A 14,370-nucleotide genomic window follows, 5' to 3' on the forward strand; every position below is an offset into this window, starting at 1 on the left:
GGGCCTTTGACCGGGTCCCCCACCTGCAGCCCCTGATCTGCCGGCGAGCGGTGCGGGTGGTCATGGCAGGCCACTTGGCAGCTGGGCCCGGCGCCCCGCCGAGAAGGGAGGCGCCGGGCGCGCGGATGCCCGGTCAGACCAAGGAGCAGGGCCTGCGGGAGCCCTGACCGGCCTCGAGCGCGGAGCGTGGGCGCTCGCGGTTGCAGCAGTTCAGGAAGTCGGCGAAGGCCAAGCGGCGTTCGCGCTTGGTCTGCTGCGGCAGCACCTCCAGCAGGCCCGCCGATGTCCTGCTCGTGCTGACCGGGCTGGTGACCGGTTGCTCAAGCCGGATAGGGGTTGTAGCAGTCCAGGGCGGGGTGGTACAGCACCTGCCAGGTGCGCACATCGATGACGCCGCTCTCCGGCAGGCCGTGGCACCCCTGGATCCACTCGATCTTCTTCAGCATGACAGAGTCGAAGACGCCGTCGAGAGCCAGTTTGGGCGGCTGACCTCCCCACATGTTGCTCAGGCATTCCGCCTGCTTCACCGCCACCGTGGTGTCACCGTACGCAAGCGTGGGCCGATACGTCGATGGAATGTGGGAGCACTGGCTGGGGACGGCTGCGGCGACCTGTGGCACAGCCGGACCCAGCGATGCGGCTGTGCACAGCACGGCGGTCACCAGTCTTCGCTGTCTCATACCGATCCTTCCGGCCCGGCCGCTCGCTGGGCGTCTGGGGTCGATGAGTACGTCCTATTCTCCCCACGTTCAGCAAGGCCCGCGAGTTACAACCCGGCACGACCGAAGGTCCGTGGCGCGGCCGAAGCCAAAACGGAGTGGCGGGCCGCGCTGCGCAAGGAAGCGCTCTTGGATGCCGTTGCCCGTGCCGAAACGTATTTGATCTCGCAGCTGTGGACCTGAAATCCCTGCTGTCGTCGTTCCCGGACACGGCGACAGGCCCGGCGCCTGCTTCGGCCCCGGCTGATCGCCGGCGACCGCGGCGCTGGGCGCGTGGGCACCGGGCCAGCAGCCGCCAAAGGTCCGCCAGACCTGCGTACGGCTCGTGGCCGGACATCACCAGGCTTCCTCGGGACTGATCGGGGCGCCGGCAGGCCGCGTCGCCCGGCCACAGAGTGCGCCCCGCTTCCGCCCAGGCCGGCTGCTTGCCGACCTCGACGACGCATCGCATTCACGGTCCCGGATGAGCCGGAGCAGGTCGGCAGTGACCGCCTCCCAGCCGCCGACCTCCGGCCAGCCTGCTGGCGGCCGCGGGTGAGGCGGTCCCACAGCCGTGCCAGAAACAGGGGTCAGCCACGGTCCGGAGGGGTGGGCTACCGGCCGCATCCTTGCCCGCTGGCTCGGCCGACGAAGCCGCAGGTCACCTGCCCTGCCGCCCGGCCTCTCTCCCAAAACAGGTGTCGCGGCTTCGAATCCTGCCGGGAGCACAGCGAAAAGGGCCCGGGCCGATCACGTCCCGATCCTTCGGTCTCCAGGTCTGTCATGCCCTCAGCCAGTGGTCTTGGCGATGATGCGATCCATCTCCTCTTGGCCAAAGGCCCGCAAGGTCGTTGTGCGGACGTTGCCCACCCCGCCGAGCTGCAGGAGCGCCGCGGTGGCGGTTTCGTCGTCGGGAGCCTCAACAATGGCCACGAGGTCGTACGGGCCGATGGTCCAGTAGACGTTCAGGAGCTTCGCCCCGAGCTTCTGTACCGCCGAGGCGAAGGCCTCGGCGCGCTTCGCGGTGTCCTTGTAGTTCCGGATCCCTTGATCGGTCCAGTTCAGCAACGTGACGTACGTCGGCATAACCCTTCACCTTCATGAGGGAACACATCATGAGACTAATTCTGGGCACAACGTCCGAAACATGCACACGATGCGCACCCGAAAGCGGCGGGCGAGCGCTTCATCGCCGTCAGCGGATCGTCGATCAGCCTTTTCGACATGGCACAGATCCTGCGTGAGCACTTCCCCGCCGCAGCCGGTCTGCTGTGCCAGCGGACGGCTGCGACCCGTGGGTCATGACCGCCAAGTTCCGCCTGATTCAACTGGACGACGCGAGATCTGCTGCCGGTCGTCGGCCGACTCCTCCCCCCTGCCCTCGCATTGGTCCGGCTGTGCGCGGACCGGAGGCTGCTCGAGCCGACTGGGTCGCGTCCCACGGGCACTTCGTGATGCGGGTGGCGACGCGGGCACCGCCCGGCAGCAGCATGCGGCTCCAGTTCACCCTGCGGGAAGGAAAGGTCGCCGCTGTCACGGAACATGTCAGTGATGTAGTCGGCCTCTCGAAGTTCGTGAACTGATCCGGCATGCGCCATCAGCGGATGGCGTTGGTGGCGTAATCCCAGAGGCGGTCCGCAGCCTGCGGGTCGAGGGCGTGGGCCGCGACACCGCCGGCCTGCCCCTCATCGTCGTGGGCAACGGTCTCCGCCTCTTGATTGTCTTCGAAGTAGCGCCCGGTGACGCCGTTCACGAGGGGGGATGCCGCCAGCATTACGGAAGTCGCGGCGCCTTGGACGGGCGTCTTGTAGTAGGGCTGCTCGATGATGTTCCCGTCGTCGTCCATCGCCCCCAGCGCCCGCATCGTGGCGTCATCGACGTGGCGCTGAAGGTTGGTGCTGATCCAGCCGGGGTTGAGTGCGTTGGCGGTGATGCCGTCGGCGACCCACCGGCGGGCGCCCACGGCGAACAGGACGTCAGCGGTCTTGGACTGCGCGTACGCCGCCCAGCGGTCGTACGGGCGGCGTACGAAGTGCGGATCGTCGAAGTCGAGCGCTGCGTTCCGGTGGGCGCCGGAGCTGACGATGACGATGCGGGCGGTGCCGGCCGCACGCAGGTGGTCATGCAGTCCCAGAGTGAGGGCGAAGTGACCGAGGTAGTTGGTCGCCAGCTGCAGTTCCCAGCCTTCGGCGGTGACCTGCCGGTGCGGAATCGCCATGATGCCGGCGTTGGCCACGAGGGCGTCGAGTGGCCCTTGCCATGCCCGTACGAAGGAAGCCACCGATGAGAGGTCGGCCAGGTCGATCGCCTCCACCCGCACCACACCCGCTCCGGGCACGGCAGCGATGTCACGGATGAGCGGTTCGGCCATCGCCGGGTTCCGGGTGGCGATGGTGACCTCCGCCCCAGCGGTGGCCAGGGCGCGGACGGTTTCGACGCCGATACCGGAAGCGCCGCCGGTGACGATCATGCGGCGTCCGGCGAGATCCACACCGTCGATGACTTCGGTGGTGGTGGAGTGCGAGTGGAACGGTGTGGTCAGGCGAACAGCGTGGCTCACGGTCGGATCTTTCCTGTTGGGGAGTGTGCTCACCCCACTAACGTACGAGCACATATCTGGACTGGCTATGCTGGAAAGTCCAGGTAACTTGCTCCATCGTCCAGAGAGGCAGCGATGGATCCGCTCGAAGACGTCCTCGCACTCCTCGACACGAGAAGCCACCTGTCGGCGAGTCTGGTGGCCGGCGGCAGGTGGGCAGTGCGCTTCGAAGCCCCGCATGGCGTGAAGTTCAACGCCGTCCGGCGCGGAACGTGCTTTCTTCGAGTCGCGGGAGCCGGCGAGCCGATTCCCTTGGTCGAGGGGGACTGCTATCTCCTCACCCGGCCGCTGGAGTTCACGCTCTACAGCGACGCCGACGCGGTTCCGGTCGAAGCCGGCCCGATCTTCGCAGCGGCCGAAAGCGGGGTCGCACGTACGGGAGAAGGCAATGACGTTCTTCTCATCGGGGGACGTTTCTCGTTCGGCGATCGAGCGCGTGCGTTGCTGCTCGATGCGCTCCCCCCGGTCATCCACATACCGGCCGGATCCGGCGAAGCCGGCACCTTGCAGTGGGCGCTCACCCAGATCGACCAGGAGCTGCAGCACAGGCCGATGGCGTCGACGCTGGTGGCCCAGCATCTCGCCGTCGTCATGCTCATCCATGCGCTGCGCCTGCACCTCACCCGCGGGCCGCACGCGGTGTCGGGGTGGCTGGCCGGCCTCGCGGACCCGGTCGTGGCCACGGCCTTGACGTCGATGCACACCACACCTGAACGTCCATGGACGGTGGCCGAGTTGGCGCGCGCCAGCGCTGTCTCCCGCTCCACCCTCGCGGCACGGTTCAAGGACACGGTCGGTCAAGGGCCACTCGACTACCTCACCGGATGGCGCATCGAACTGGCCTCCGAACGCCTGCGCAAGGGGACCGAAACACTCGCCACGATCGCCCGCGCTGTCGGCTACGGCTCCGAAAGTGCCCTCAGCTCCGCATTCAAGCGGGTCACCGGCACCTCACCCCGCACTTACCGCAACCGACACGAGGCGAGACGGCAGGCTGCCTCCCTCGAACCGGCAGGATGAGGGAGGCAGCACTCGGGATCGCTCTCGACTCGGCCTCGCTTCATCGTCATCAGCCTGTGCCGGGCCAGTGCATGTCACAGACGCCCGCCTTCCTGCCCGAGGTGCCGGCCGGTTCGGCTGCGGGCGCGTGTCATCCCTGTGTTTCCCATTCCTGCGCCGGAAGGTCGAGGAGCCGCTGGATCCGGTCCCAATCCGGCAACCGGCCGTGATCGTCCGTCACTTCGAGAGCCGACGCTGCCGTGATGTGCCCGAGCCGCAGCGCGCGCGGTATGTCCCCGTCCTGCAGCAGGCCGGCCAGGAATCCGGCGGCGAAGGCATCGCCCGCGCCGACGGGTTCCACCACGTCCGTGCGTAGTGCGGGCACGGTCCACGTGTCTTCGTCGCTGAAGGCAGTGGCCGTGTGGCCGCCGTTCTTGACGACGAGGAGGCGCGGGTGCGGCAACAGCTTGCGCACGTCGGCCGCTTCGGGGCCGGTGTTCCAGAGTCCCTGTGCCTCGTCGAGGCCCACGAACGTGATGTCGGCGCGGTCGGCCAGATCGCGTAGCGCGGCGGCGGCCGTTCCGGGCGGCCAGAGCGCTGGGCGGTGGTTGACGTCGAAGCTGATGGTGTAGGGACGCTCGCTCGGCGGGGTGGTGAGCGCCTGGGTCACCAGGCTCCGGCAGGACGGGGACAGTGCCGGGGTCACGCCCGTGAGATGTACGAGGGAGGCTGACCGGAGTTTGTCGTCGTCCAGTACGTCGGGGCCGAGGGCCGAAGCCGCCGAGTTGCTGCGGTAGTAGTGGACGCGGGTACGGGTGCCGGCTGGCTCCTTCACGAGCAGGCCCGTGGGTCGCTCGGGGTCGCAGCGTACGCCGCTGACGTCGACGCCCGCCGCGGCAACCGCGGCGCGCACTCGCCGTCCCAGCGCGTCGTCGCCCAGTGCCGAGAGCCAGGAGACGGGGACGCCCAGGTCCGCAAGGTACATCGCCACGTTCGACTCCGCCCCGGCCACCGATATCCGCAGGTATTCGGCGGTCTCCAGCGACTCGGACGGGGCGGGGGCCAGGGCGGCCATGGTTTCGCCGATGCAGACCACCGCTCCTTCGGCAGGCCGCCAGACGTTGTTCATGACACCTCTCAGGGGGGTGAAGCGGACGGACGGTGACGGTAGGAGGCCGCCGGTCGGCCTGGTACGTCGACCCGGGCGGTGAAGACCGCGCCGTCGTGAGGGCCGGGCGCGGTGAGTCCCACACGGGCGGTGGTGATGTGGAGGCGGTCCTCCTGCAGGCATACGCCGGCGGGCTGTCGTGCGGGCAGGCGTAGCGTGCGGTCGAGGCGGCCGTCCGGCAGATACCGGCGTACGGTGCCAGTGCCCCACACCGCAACCCACACGGCGCCTTGGACGTCCACCACCATGCCGTCGGGGCTGCCGTCCGCGACGGTGACGAACGCCTCCGGTGCCCCGAGGTCGGCGGTGACCGGGTCCACGGGGTAGCGCCGGATGATTCCCCGTGCGCTGTCGGCCAGGTACATGGTGGCGCCGTCGTCCGTGAACGCCGGCCCGTTCGGGACCGTGATGCCGTCGAGGAGGCGGGCCACCGTGCCGTCGTGGTCGATCCGGTAGAGGGAGCCGGCCCCCTCGTGGGCGTCGTAGGCCATGCTGCCCGCCCAGAAGCGGCCGGAGGGATCGGCGGTCGCGTCGTTCATGCGCATGGGCCGTGCGGCGGCCGCTTCGGGCCGTGCCAGCCACCGTGTCGCCCCGTCGGGAGCGAGCAGGCAGATCCCGGTGCCCGCAGCGGCGATCCAGGTGCCCGGAGCGCCCGCCACGGGGGCCACCGCGCCCAAGGGGACGGGCAGTTGGGTCAGCTGCTGCAGGGGGTCGGTGGGATCGCCGACGGCGGTGAGCAGACGGCCCGCGAGGATGTCCACGAGGACGATGCCGCGGTCCGTCCAGCGGATGCCCTCACCGAGCTCGAGGCGGTCGGGACGGAGGGCTTCGGCTTCGGTCACGGCGTGGCGTCCTGTACGACGGTGCGGAAGACGCGGGCGCGTTCACGCAGTGCGGCCGTGCTGCCGCCGTCCGCGGCGTCGCCGACCAGAGGCGAGCCCACCCCGACGGCGATGGCTCCGGCAGCCAGATACTCCCGGGCGGCCGTCGCGTCGACACCGCCCACCGGCACGAACGGCTCGTGCGGGAACGGTCCCTGCAGTGCCTTCAGGTAGGTGGGGCCCCCGGCTTGGGCAGCCGGGAAGATCTTCAGTGCGGCGGCGCCACACGTACGTGCGGCCAGGATCTCGGTCGGGGTCATCACCCCGGCCAGGACCGGCAGGCCGAGCCCGTGCGCCGCGTCGATGCCGTCCCCGAGCGCAGGGGTGACGGCGAAGTTCGCACCGGCCCGCTGGGCGGCACGAGCATCGTCGGTGGTCAGGACGGTACCGGCGCCCAGGGGCCGGTCGGGGCCGAGTGCTTCGCGCGCCCGCTCGATGACGGACAGGGCGTCCTTGCCGCTCAGCGACACCTCGATCAGCTCGACGCCCTCGTCGGCCAGGGTCAGCACGGTGCGCAACGCTCCCTCCGGGTCGTCTCCGCGCACGATGGCGAGCAGGCGGTGGGCGGCCAGGGCCGCTCGAAGATTCATGGACGAGCTCCTTGTCGGACAGGTCGGTTCACGGGCAGCGGCAGTTGGCGGTCAGCGTCAACCGCCACCGCACCTCGCCGGACGCGGGGACCCGGGCTGCGTCACCGGGGCCTGCTTCGGCGAGGTCGAAGACGCGGCCGAGCATCGGCTCGACACCCGTACTGCGGTAGGGGTGCGCGGCGGGGAAGCCGCCCAGGTTGCGCCACAGGGCGACGGACAACGGCTGTCCGTCGGCTTCGAGAGCCAACGACAGACGGTCGGTGTGATCGTGGACGCAGCAGCGGGATGCGTCCACGACGGCTCCGACCGCGCTGCCGTCGTCCGGACCGAACCGGTCCAGGCGCAGTCCGCAGGGGACGGGCCAGCTCCCTGCCAGCCACGCGGCGCCCTTCGGCCACGCCCGGTCCACCAGCGGGGCCGCCTCGGGGAAGAGGCGGGTGCTCGCTCCGTCGCGGGAGTGCACCGTCGCACGGTCGGAGAGGTCGAGCAGGGCGTGGGCGGCCCATACGAAGCGGAAACCGGCGTCGGCTGTCAGTACGTAGTCGGCCTCGGCTCCGTCGTGGGTGCTGCGGATGGCGCGGGTCAGCGTGAACCGGTCGCAGTGGACGACGTCCCTGTCCGCGTCTCGGGTCCAGGGGCGTGACCAGGCGTCACCGTGGTCGGGGGTGCCGCGGACGGTGGGGATGCATTCCTCCAGTCCGCCCGCGTCCACGAACGGGTCGCCGGGTGACACGCTCTCCCGCTCGGGTGCCTGACGCCGCCACAGCCATTCGCGCCCGGCCGTGCGCAGTGAGGTCCAACGGCCGCCGTGGGCAGGGTCGGTGACGATGTCCAGCGGCACGCTCACCACTCCGCGAAGGAACCGTCGGGGTGCCGCCACACCGGGTTGCGCCAGGCGTGACCGGTGCGGTCGGCGGCGCGTACGGCGGCCTCGTCGACGGTGATGCCCAGGCCGGGGGCGTGGCCGCGGGACGCGTGGCCGTCGACGAACCGGAACGGTTCGGGGTCGACCAGGTAGGACAGCAGGTCGGCATCCTTGTTGTAGTGGATGCCGCGGCTCTGCTCCTGGATGAGGAAGTTGGGGGTGGCGAAGGCGACCTGCAGGCTGGCCGCCAGTGCGATCGGGCCGAGCGGGCAGTGCGGGGCGAGCTGGGCGCCGTAGGTCTCGGCGAGCGAGGCGATGCGGTGCACCTCGGAGATGCCGCCGGCGTGGGAGAGGTCGGGTTGGGCGACGGCGATGCCGGCGGTGAGCGCGGGCAGGAAGTCGGTGCGCGAGTAGAGGCGTTCGCCGGTGGCCAGGGGTACCGGGCTCGCGGCGACCAGGCCGGGCAGCAGGTGGCCGTGGTCGGGGACGACCGGTTCCTCCACGAACAACGGGTGCAGCGGGGCGAGTTCGGCCAGGACGCGGCGGGCGGAGGCGGCGGTGAAGCGGCCGTGGAAGTCGACGGCGACGTCGCGGTGCGGGCCGAGGAGGTCCCGGGCGGCGGCCACGCGGGCGACGACCTCGGCCGTCTCGGCCGCGGTGACGACCGGTGAGGTGGCGCCGGCGGCGTTCATCTTCACCGCGGTGAAACCGGCCTCCACCTGGGCGGTGATCTGTTCGGACAGCTCGGCGGGTTCGTCGCCGCCGACCCAGGCGTAGACACGGACGCGGTCGCGCACGGGGCCGCCCAGCAGGGCGTGCACCGGGGCGCCGTAGGTCTTGCCCGCGATGTCCCACAACGCCTGGTCGAGGCCGGCGACGGCGCTGGACAGGACGGGGCCGCCGCGGTAGAAGCCGCCCTTGGTCAGCACCTGCCAGTGGTCCTGGATGCGCAGCGGGTCCTGGCCGGTCAGGTACTCGGCGAGGACGTCGACGGCGGCGCGGACGACCTCCGCGCGTCCCTCGACGACGGGTTCGCCCCAGCCGACCACGCCGTCGTCGGTCTCGATCCGACAGAACAGCCAGCGCGGCGGGACCAGGAAGGTTTCTATGCGGGCGATCTTCACTTGCCGCCTTTCGTGTCGTCGGGGCTCTCGATCCGGTCCAGGTCGCGGCCGGCCTGGTCGAGCAGGGCACGCATGGCGGCCTCGGCGGCCTGCGGGTCCTGGTCGCGCACGGCGTCCAGGACGGCGCGGTGGGCCGGTACGGGGTCCTCGCTGTGCGGGTGGCTGTGCACGATGCGGTCGCGGTGGGCCAGGCCGGGCTCGATGACCACCTCCATGCGTTCGAGCAGTTCGTTGTGGGTGGCGGCGAGCAAGGCGCGGTGGAAGGCGAGGTCGGCCTCCACGGCGTGGGCCGGGTCGGTGCCCTGCTCCCGCATCGCGTCCACGGCGCTCTCCAGCGCCGCCAGGTCGGCGTCGGTGCGGCGCTCGGCGGCCAGGCGTACGGCGGCCGGTTCGATGATGGCGCGGACCTCGGCGAGGTTGCGCAGGAGTGCGCGGTCGGTGTCGGTGGTGCGGCCGCCCTCGAACTGCCAGCGCAGCACGTCGGCGTCGAGCAGGTTCCAGTCGGCGCGGGCCCGGACGAAGGTGCCGCGTTTCTGGCGGGCGTCGACCATGCCCTTGGCGGCCAGTACCTTGAGGGACTCGCGCAGGGCGGTGAGGCTGACGTCCAGTTCGCTCTGCAGTGCCACCAGGTCGAGCGTGGCCCCTTCGGGAATCTCGCCGCCCAGGATGCGGCGGGCGAGGGCTTCCACGGTCTGGCCGTGCACGCCGCGGCGGGCGTAGGGCGTCATGTCGTACAGCCTTTCTGCTGGTGTGGGGGCGTGGCGGTGGTCATGCGGAGGCCTTCACGACGCTCCAGCCTCCGTCGACGAGGAGGCTGGAGCCGGTGATGAAGGAGGCTTCGTCGGCGCTGAGGAACGCGATGGCCGCGGCCACTTCCTCGGGGGTGCCGAAGCGGCGGACCGCGGTCTCGGCGATGCTGCGCTGCCGCTCCTCGGGCGGCACCCTGTCCCAGGCGGCGGTGAGGATCGGGCCCGGCAGGACGGCGTTGACGCGGACCTCGGGGCCGTACTCGACGGCGAGTTGGCCGCACAGGGACAGCAGGGCTCCCTTGGACGCGGCGTAGGCGGGGTGCCCGGGGATGCCCACGCGCGCGTGGACGGACGAGGTCAGCACCGCCGCTCCTCGCCGGTCCCGCAGATCGGGCAGCACCGCCCGGAAGCCGAGGAAACTCGCGGTGAGATTGACGGAGAGCTGCCGCTGCCACGACTCCAGGTCCAGCTCGTGCGCCGGTGCCACGTCCACGGTGTAGGCGTTGCTGACGAGGACGTCCACGGGCCCGAAGTCGTGGGCGGCGGCCACGATCCGGCGCCAGTCCTCCTCCGCCGCCACGTCGGCCCGCACGAACCGGGCCCGGCCGCCGTCCTTCGCGATCCGTTCCGCCACCGCCGCGCCACGCTCCTCCGCCACATCGGCGAGCACGACGGCGGCTCCCTCCTCGGCCAGGCGTACGGCGGTGGCGGCGCCGATGCCGGAGGCCGCGCCGGTGACCACGGCCGTACGGCCGGTGAAGCGGTCCATCGTGGGGTCGACTCCTTTGTGAGCGTCCTTCGTGAGCTTCGTGAGCTGGGACAGGCCGTGCGGGAAACATATGCGGCTCACTGATGTGTCAGTACCACCAGGTCGGCATCATGATCGGCCCTCCAGGTGAAAGGCAGCCCGTAGTGCAGCAGATGGGCTCCGCTGTACGTCGTCCCCGTCGCCGTGTCCCGATAGCGCGCCGCCGGGTCCAGCGCCCGCAGCCGGAGCCGGTCGGGGCTTCCGGGCACGAGCGGGGCACCGTCGAGGCGCCCGGTGCCCAGCGCGGCGACGACCGTGCGGTCGCCGAAGTCGTACTGCACACCGCAGGTGGTGTCCGCCGGGGTGCCGAGCAGCCGGACCTCTCCGTGGTGGAGGACCTCGCGCACCTCCTTGTAGCGGGCGATCCACCGAGCCGCCTCGGCCCGCTGGTCCGGTGTCCATGCACGCAGGTCGGCCCCTACTCCCAGTACTCCGCACATGGCGTTCACGAAGCGGAACGCGAGGCTGCGCGGGCGCGGGTCGAAGACGCCCGGGGCGTCGGTGACCCAGGAGCTCATCACGTGCGGTGCGTGGGCGTGCAGGAAGCCGTGCTGGACAGTCAGCCGGTCCAGCGGGGCGGTGTTGTCGCTGGGCCAGACGACGTCGGTGCGGGCCAGCGTCGCGTGGTCGATGCGACCGCCGCCGCCCGCGCAGCCTTCGACGGTGACGTCGGGGTGGGCGGTGCGCAGGTGGTCCAGCACGCGCAGGTATCCGGCGACGTGCTCCGCGTCCAGGTCGACGGGGCCGGCGGCGCCGGGGCGGCCGCGTTCGGTGGGCGGGCGGTTCATGTCCCACTTCAGGTAGCCGATGTCATACGTGCCGAGGAGCCGGTCCAGGGTGCCGATCACGAAGTCCTGGACGTCGGTGCGGCCGAGGTCGAGCAGGAGCTGGTTGCGGACCAGGCGGGCGGGGCGGCCGTCGATGCGGTAGACCCAGTCGGGGTGTGCGGCGTGGAGGCTGCTTCCGGGGCTGACCGCCTCGGGCTCGATCCACAGACCGAAGTCCAGGCCCAGGCCGCGCACCTCTCCGACGAACCGGTCGAAGCCCTGTGGAAATGCCTCCGGGTCCGGATACCAGTCGCCGAGTCCACCGGTGTCGTCGCTGCGGCCGGTGAACCAGCCGTCGTCCACCACGAACAGCTCGGCGCCGATGTCCGCGGCCGCCTTGGCCAGTTCGAGCTGTCCGGCGGCGTCGACGTCGAAGCCGGTGGCTTCCCAGGAGTTGTAGAGGACCTTGCGGGTGCGCCGCAGGCGGTCGCCGGCGAGGTGGCGGTCGTAGCGGTGCCAGACGCGGGACAGGCCGTCGAGTCCGTCCGGGCTGAACGCGCAGGCGAGGCGGGGTGTGGTGAGGGTGGCGCCGGGTGCCAGTACGACCGCTCCCTCGTGCGGCACCCGCCCGGCACGGACCCGGATCGCGCCGCCGGGTTCGGCTTCGGCGGTGATGTGCCAGTTGCCGGGCCACTCCAGGGCCACACCGTAGGCGGGGGCGGCGTCCGTCGTGCCGTCCTGCACGGCGAGCCAGGGTGCGTAGGCGTGACCGGGCGCGCCCTGAGTGCTGCCCATGGTGAACATGCCCCTGGCCAGGTCGAGTTGGGTGCGCTGGAACTCCTGGGACCACTGGCCGGTGAGGTAGGTGAGGCGTGCTCCCGCGGTGACGGGGACGTTCACGGCGGCCGAGTCGATGCGCTCGAGGCGCAGCTCCTGGGTTCCGGTGCAGGTGAGTTCGGTCCAGCGGTGCAGGACGTCGGTGCCCGGCACGGTGGCGTAGCACAGGGTGGTGCGCAGTCCGAGGACGTCGTCGATGAAGGTCAGCCGCAAGTTGTGTTCCTCCGCCTGTGCTCCGGCGAAGGTCCACCAGGTGCCGCGTTCGTGGCCGGGGCGGCTCGCGACGAGGTCGGCTCCGTTGAACGGCCGCAGCCCGTGCGGCAGGTACTCGGCGGGGGCGACGTCGGCGGGCGTGATGAAGTGGGTGCGGTGCGACCAGTCGAGCGCCGACGGCCCGTTCTCGACGCCGTGCGGTCCCCAGGCGTCCAGTTCGGCCCAGGGGCCGTCCGGGGACAGGCGGACGGTGTAGCTGGTGTGCTCGGTGCGCAGGGTCCAGCGCTGGTACGGCGTCACTTCACTGCTCCGAGGTTGAGGCCCGCCACGAAGTGGCGCTGGAAGCGGAGGAACACGGCCACGGTGGGCGCGGCGGCGATGACGGAACCGGCGGCGATCACGTTCCACATCGACACGTACTGTCCCTGGAGTCCGATGAGGGCGGCGGTGATCGGCATCTTGGTGTCGCTGCGCAGCACGGTGATCGCCCACAGCAGGTCGTTGAAGATCCAGGTGAACGACAGGGCGCTGAGCGCGGCGAGGGCGGGCCGGGTCAGCGGCAGGATGATCCGCCAGAAGATCTGCCAGGGCCCGGCGCCGTCGACGACGGCCGCCTGCTGGATCTCGATGGGGATGGCCCGCATGAAGCCGTGCAGGACGAAGACGTAGAAGCCGACGCCGAAGCCGATCTGCACGCCGATCAGGGCGAACAGGGTGTCGTGGACGCCCATCATCTCGCTCAGCTTGGAGACGGGGATGAGCAGGATCTGCGGCGGGAGCAGGTTGCCGCCGAGCATGAGCAGCAACACAAAGCGGCGCAGGGGAAGTTCGTAGCGGCTGAGGGCGAACGCGGCCATGGCCGCCAGGGCCAGCGTCACCAGGACGCACGGGACGGTGACGATCAGGCTGTTGATCAGGGCGCGCTGCTGGCCGCCGTCGACCCAGGCCAGACGGAAGTTGTCCAGGGTGAAGGAGCGGGGCCAACTGCCCAGCCCGTTCGCGGCGATGTCGTCGAAGGAGCGCAGGCTGGTCACCAGAACCAGGGCGATGGGCAGCAGCCACAGGACGGCCAGCGCGCCAGCGCTCAGATGGAATCCGGCGGTCGCAGCGCGCTTGCGCCGAAGGGCGGTGGACATCAGTCGGCCTCCCGGAAGGCGCGCACGAGGTAGGAGGCGATGACGCCGAACGCCAGCAGGAAGATGACGACGGCCAGGGCGGAGCCGTATCCGAGCCGCAGGGACTGGAAGGCGGTCGAGTACATGTAGGTGCTCAGCAGTTCGGACGAGTGGTAGGGGCCGCCGCGGGTCAGCGACCACACGACGTCGAAGGAGCGCAGCGAGTCGATGATGATGACGGATACAACGACCGCGTTGACGCTGCGCAGTTGGGGCAGGGTGACGTGGCGGAAGCGCTGCCAGGGTCCGGCGCCGTCGACCTTGGCGGCCTCGTACAGGGCCGGGTCGATGCCTTTGAGGCCGGCGAGGTACAGGACCATCACATAGCCGATCTGCCGCCACAGCGCGGGCACGATGACCGCGTACAGGGCGGTGTCCTGGTCGGCGAGCCAGGCGTGCCGCAGGCTGCCGAGGCCGACCGATTCCAGGAGCTGGTTGAGGACGCCGTCGGGCTGGTAGATGGCCTGCCAGACCAGGGCGGTGGCGACCAGGGAGAAGACGACGGGCAGGAACAGGGCGGCACGGTAGAAGCCGACGCCGCGCCGCTCCTGCTGGAGCAGCAGCGCGGCGGCGAGGCCCAGCAGGGCGGACAGGCCGCCGAACAGCGCCAGCCACAGCACGGTGTGGCCGACGGCGCCGCGGAAGATGTCGTCGCTCGCCATCTCCCGGAAGTTGTCCAGTCCGATGAACTTCGGCGTCGACACGCCGTCCCAGCTGGTCAGGGCGAGGTAGAAGCCCTGGAGCGCGGGCCAGAACACCCACACGGCCTCGGCGAGCAGCGGGACGAGGACGAAGGCGACCACCAGCGGCGGGGTGCGCCCAGGGCCCCGGCCCCGGCCGCCACGGGACGGCGCCGGAACCGGGAGCTTGCGGTGGGGGGCGGTCAGAACGGCCATG

The 14,370-nt window shown here is 70.9% G+C and carries 14 protein-coding genes; 1 reads left to right on the forward strand and 13 read right to left on the reverse strand.

Going from position 1 to position 14,370, the window contains the following annotated elements; genetic code table 11:
* Nucleotides 1-320 precede the first annotated feature (320 nt).
* The 3 genes from ACFVJQ_RS31320 to ACFVJQ_RS31330 form a co-directional block, all read right to left on the reverse strand.
* Nucleotides 321-680 (reverse strand): peptidoglycan-binding protein, encoded by a 360-nt coding sequence (locus tag ACFVJQ_RS31320; protein WP_385513910.1) that lies wholly within the window; start codon nt 678-680, stop codon nt 321-323.
* Between the two features lie 807 nt (nt 681-1,487).
* The gene (locus tag ACFVJQ_RS31325) at nt 1,488-1,784 is read right to left on the reverse strand and encodes a GYD domain-containing protein (RefSeq protein ID WP_385513909.1); all 297 of its coding nucleotides are present in this window, start codon (nt 1,782-1,784) and stop codon (nt 1,488-1,490) included.
* Between the two features lie 511 nt (nt 1,785-2,295).
* The gene (locus ACFVJQ_RS31330; RefSeq protein ID WP_385513934.1) at nt 2,296-3,168 is read right to left on the reverse strand and encodes an SDR family NAD(P)-dependent oxidoreductase; all 873 of its coding nucleotides are present in this window, start codon (nt 3,166-3,168) and stop codon (nt 2,296-2,298) included.
* A gap of 204 nt (nt 3,169-3,372) precedes the next feature.
* On the opposite strand from ACFVJQ_RS31330, the gene ACFVJQ_RS31335 reads away from it, so the two are divergent.
* Nucleotides 3,373-4,317 (forward strand): AraC family transcriptional regulator, encoded by a 945-nt coding sequence (locus ACFVJQ_RS31335; RefSeq protein WP_385513908.1) that lies wholly within the window; start codon nt 3,373-3,375, stop codon nt 4,315-4,317.
* A 130-nt stretch (nt 4,318-4,447) separates the two neighbouring features.
* Here the strand turns inward: ACFVJQ_RS31335 and ACFVJQ_RS31340 are convergent, their stop codons facing one another.
* The 10 genes from ACFVJQ_RS31340 to ACFVJQ_RS31385 all read right to left on the reverse strand — a co-directional run bounded on the left by ACFVJQ_RS31340 (nt 4,448) and on the right by ACFVJQ_RS31385 (nt 14,369).
* Complete coding sequence (locus ACFVJQ_RS31340; protein ID WP_385513907.1) at nt 4,448-5,425, reverse strand: sugar kinase; 978 nt, start codon at nt 5,423-5,425, stop codon at nt 4,448-4,450.
* 8 nt (nt 5,426-5,433) lie between these two features.
* The gene (locus ACFVJQ_RS31345; protein WP_385788908.1) at nt 5,434-6,306 is read right to left on the reverse strand and encodes an SMP-30/gluconolactonase/LRE family protein; all 873 of its coding nucleotides are present in this window, start codon (nt 6,304-6,306) and stop codon (nt 5,434-5,436) included.
* A complete protein-coding gene (locus ACFVJQ_RS31350) occupies nt 6,303-6,935 on the reverse strand; it encodes a bifunctional 4-hydroxy-2-oxoglutarate aldolase/2-dehydro-3-deoxy-phosphogluconate aldolase (protein WP_385513905.1) in 633 nt (210 codons plus the stop codon). The genes ACFVJQ_RS31345 and ACFVJQ_RS31350 overlap by 4 nt, the downstream gene beginning before the upstream one ends.
* A 28-nt stretch (nt 6,936-6,963) precedes the next feature.
* On the reverse strand, nt 6,964-7,782 hold the full coding sequence (locus ACFVJQ_RS31355; protein WP_385513904.1) for a hypothetical protein: 819 nt from the start codon (nt 7,780-7,782) through the stop codon (nt 6,964-6,966).
* Nucleotides 7,779-8,924 (reverse strand): galactonate dehydratase, encoded by a 1,146-nt coding sequence (gene dgoD, locus ACFVJQ_RS31360; protein ID WP_385513903.1) that lies wholly within the window; start codon nt 8,922-8,924, stop codon nt 7,779-7,781. The genes ACFVJQ_RS31355 and dgoD overlap by 4 nt, the downstream gene beginning before the upstream one ends.
* The gene (locus tag ACFVJQ_RS31365; RefSeq protein ID WP_224739628.1) at nt 8,921-9,652 is read right to left on the reverse strand and encodes a FadR/GntR family transcriptional regulator; all 732 of its coding nucleotides are present in this window, start codon (nt 9,650-9,652) and stop codon (nt 8,921-8,923) included. The genes dgoD and ACFVJQ_RS31365 overlap by 4 nt, the downstream gene beginning before the upstream one ends.
* Before the next feature lie 40 nt (nt 9,653-9,692).
* Complete coding sequence (locus ACFVJQ_RS31370; protein ID WP_385513902.1) at nt 9,693-10,442, reverse strand: SDR family NAD(P)-dependent oxidoreductase; 750 nt, start codon at nt 10,440-10,442, stop codon at nt 9,693-9,695.
* A 77-nt stretch (nt 10,443-10,519) separates the two neighbouring features.
* A complete protein-coding gene (locus ACFVJQ_RS31375) occupies nt 10,520-12,598 on the reverse strand; it encodes an alpha-galactosidase (protein WP_385788912.1) in 2,079 nt (692 codons plus the stop codon).
* Nucleotides 12,595-13,434 (reverse strand): carbohydrate ABC transporter permease, encoded by an 840-nt coding sequence (locus ACFVJQ_RS31380; protein ID WP_385788914.1) that lies wholly within the window; start codon nt 13,432-13,434, stop codon nt 12,595-12,597. Before ACFVJQ_RS31380 ends, ACFVJQ_RS31375 begins: the two co-directional genes overlap by 4 nt.
* Nucleotides 13,434-14,369, reverse strand: coding sequence for a carbohydrate ABC transporter permease (locus ACFVJQ_RS31385; RefSeq protein WP_385513899.1), 936 nt, complete (start codon nt 14,367-14,369; stop codon nt 13,434-13,436). The genes ACFVJQ_RS31380 and ACFVJQ_RS31385 overlap by 1 nt, the downstream gene beginning before the upstream one ends.
* Between the last annotated feature and the right edge of the window lies 1 nt (nt 14,370).

Origin of the sequence: Streptomyces sp. NPDC127197, from assembly GCF_042672405.1 — a bacterium.
Taxonomy (GTDB): domain Bacteria; phylum Actinomycetota; class Actinomycetes; order Streptomycetales; family Streptomycetaceae; genus Streptomyces; species Streptomyces flavusporus.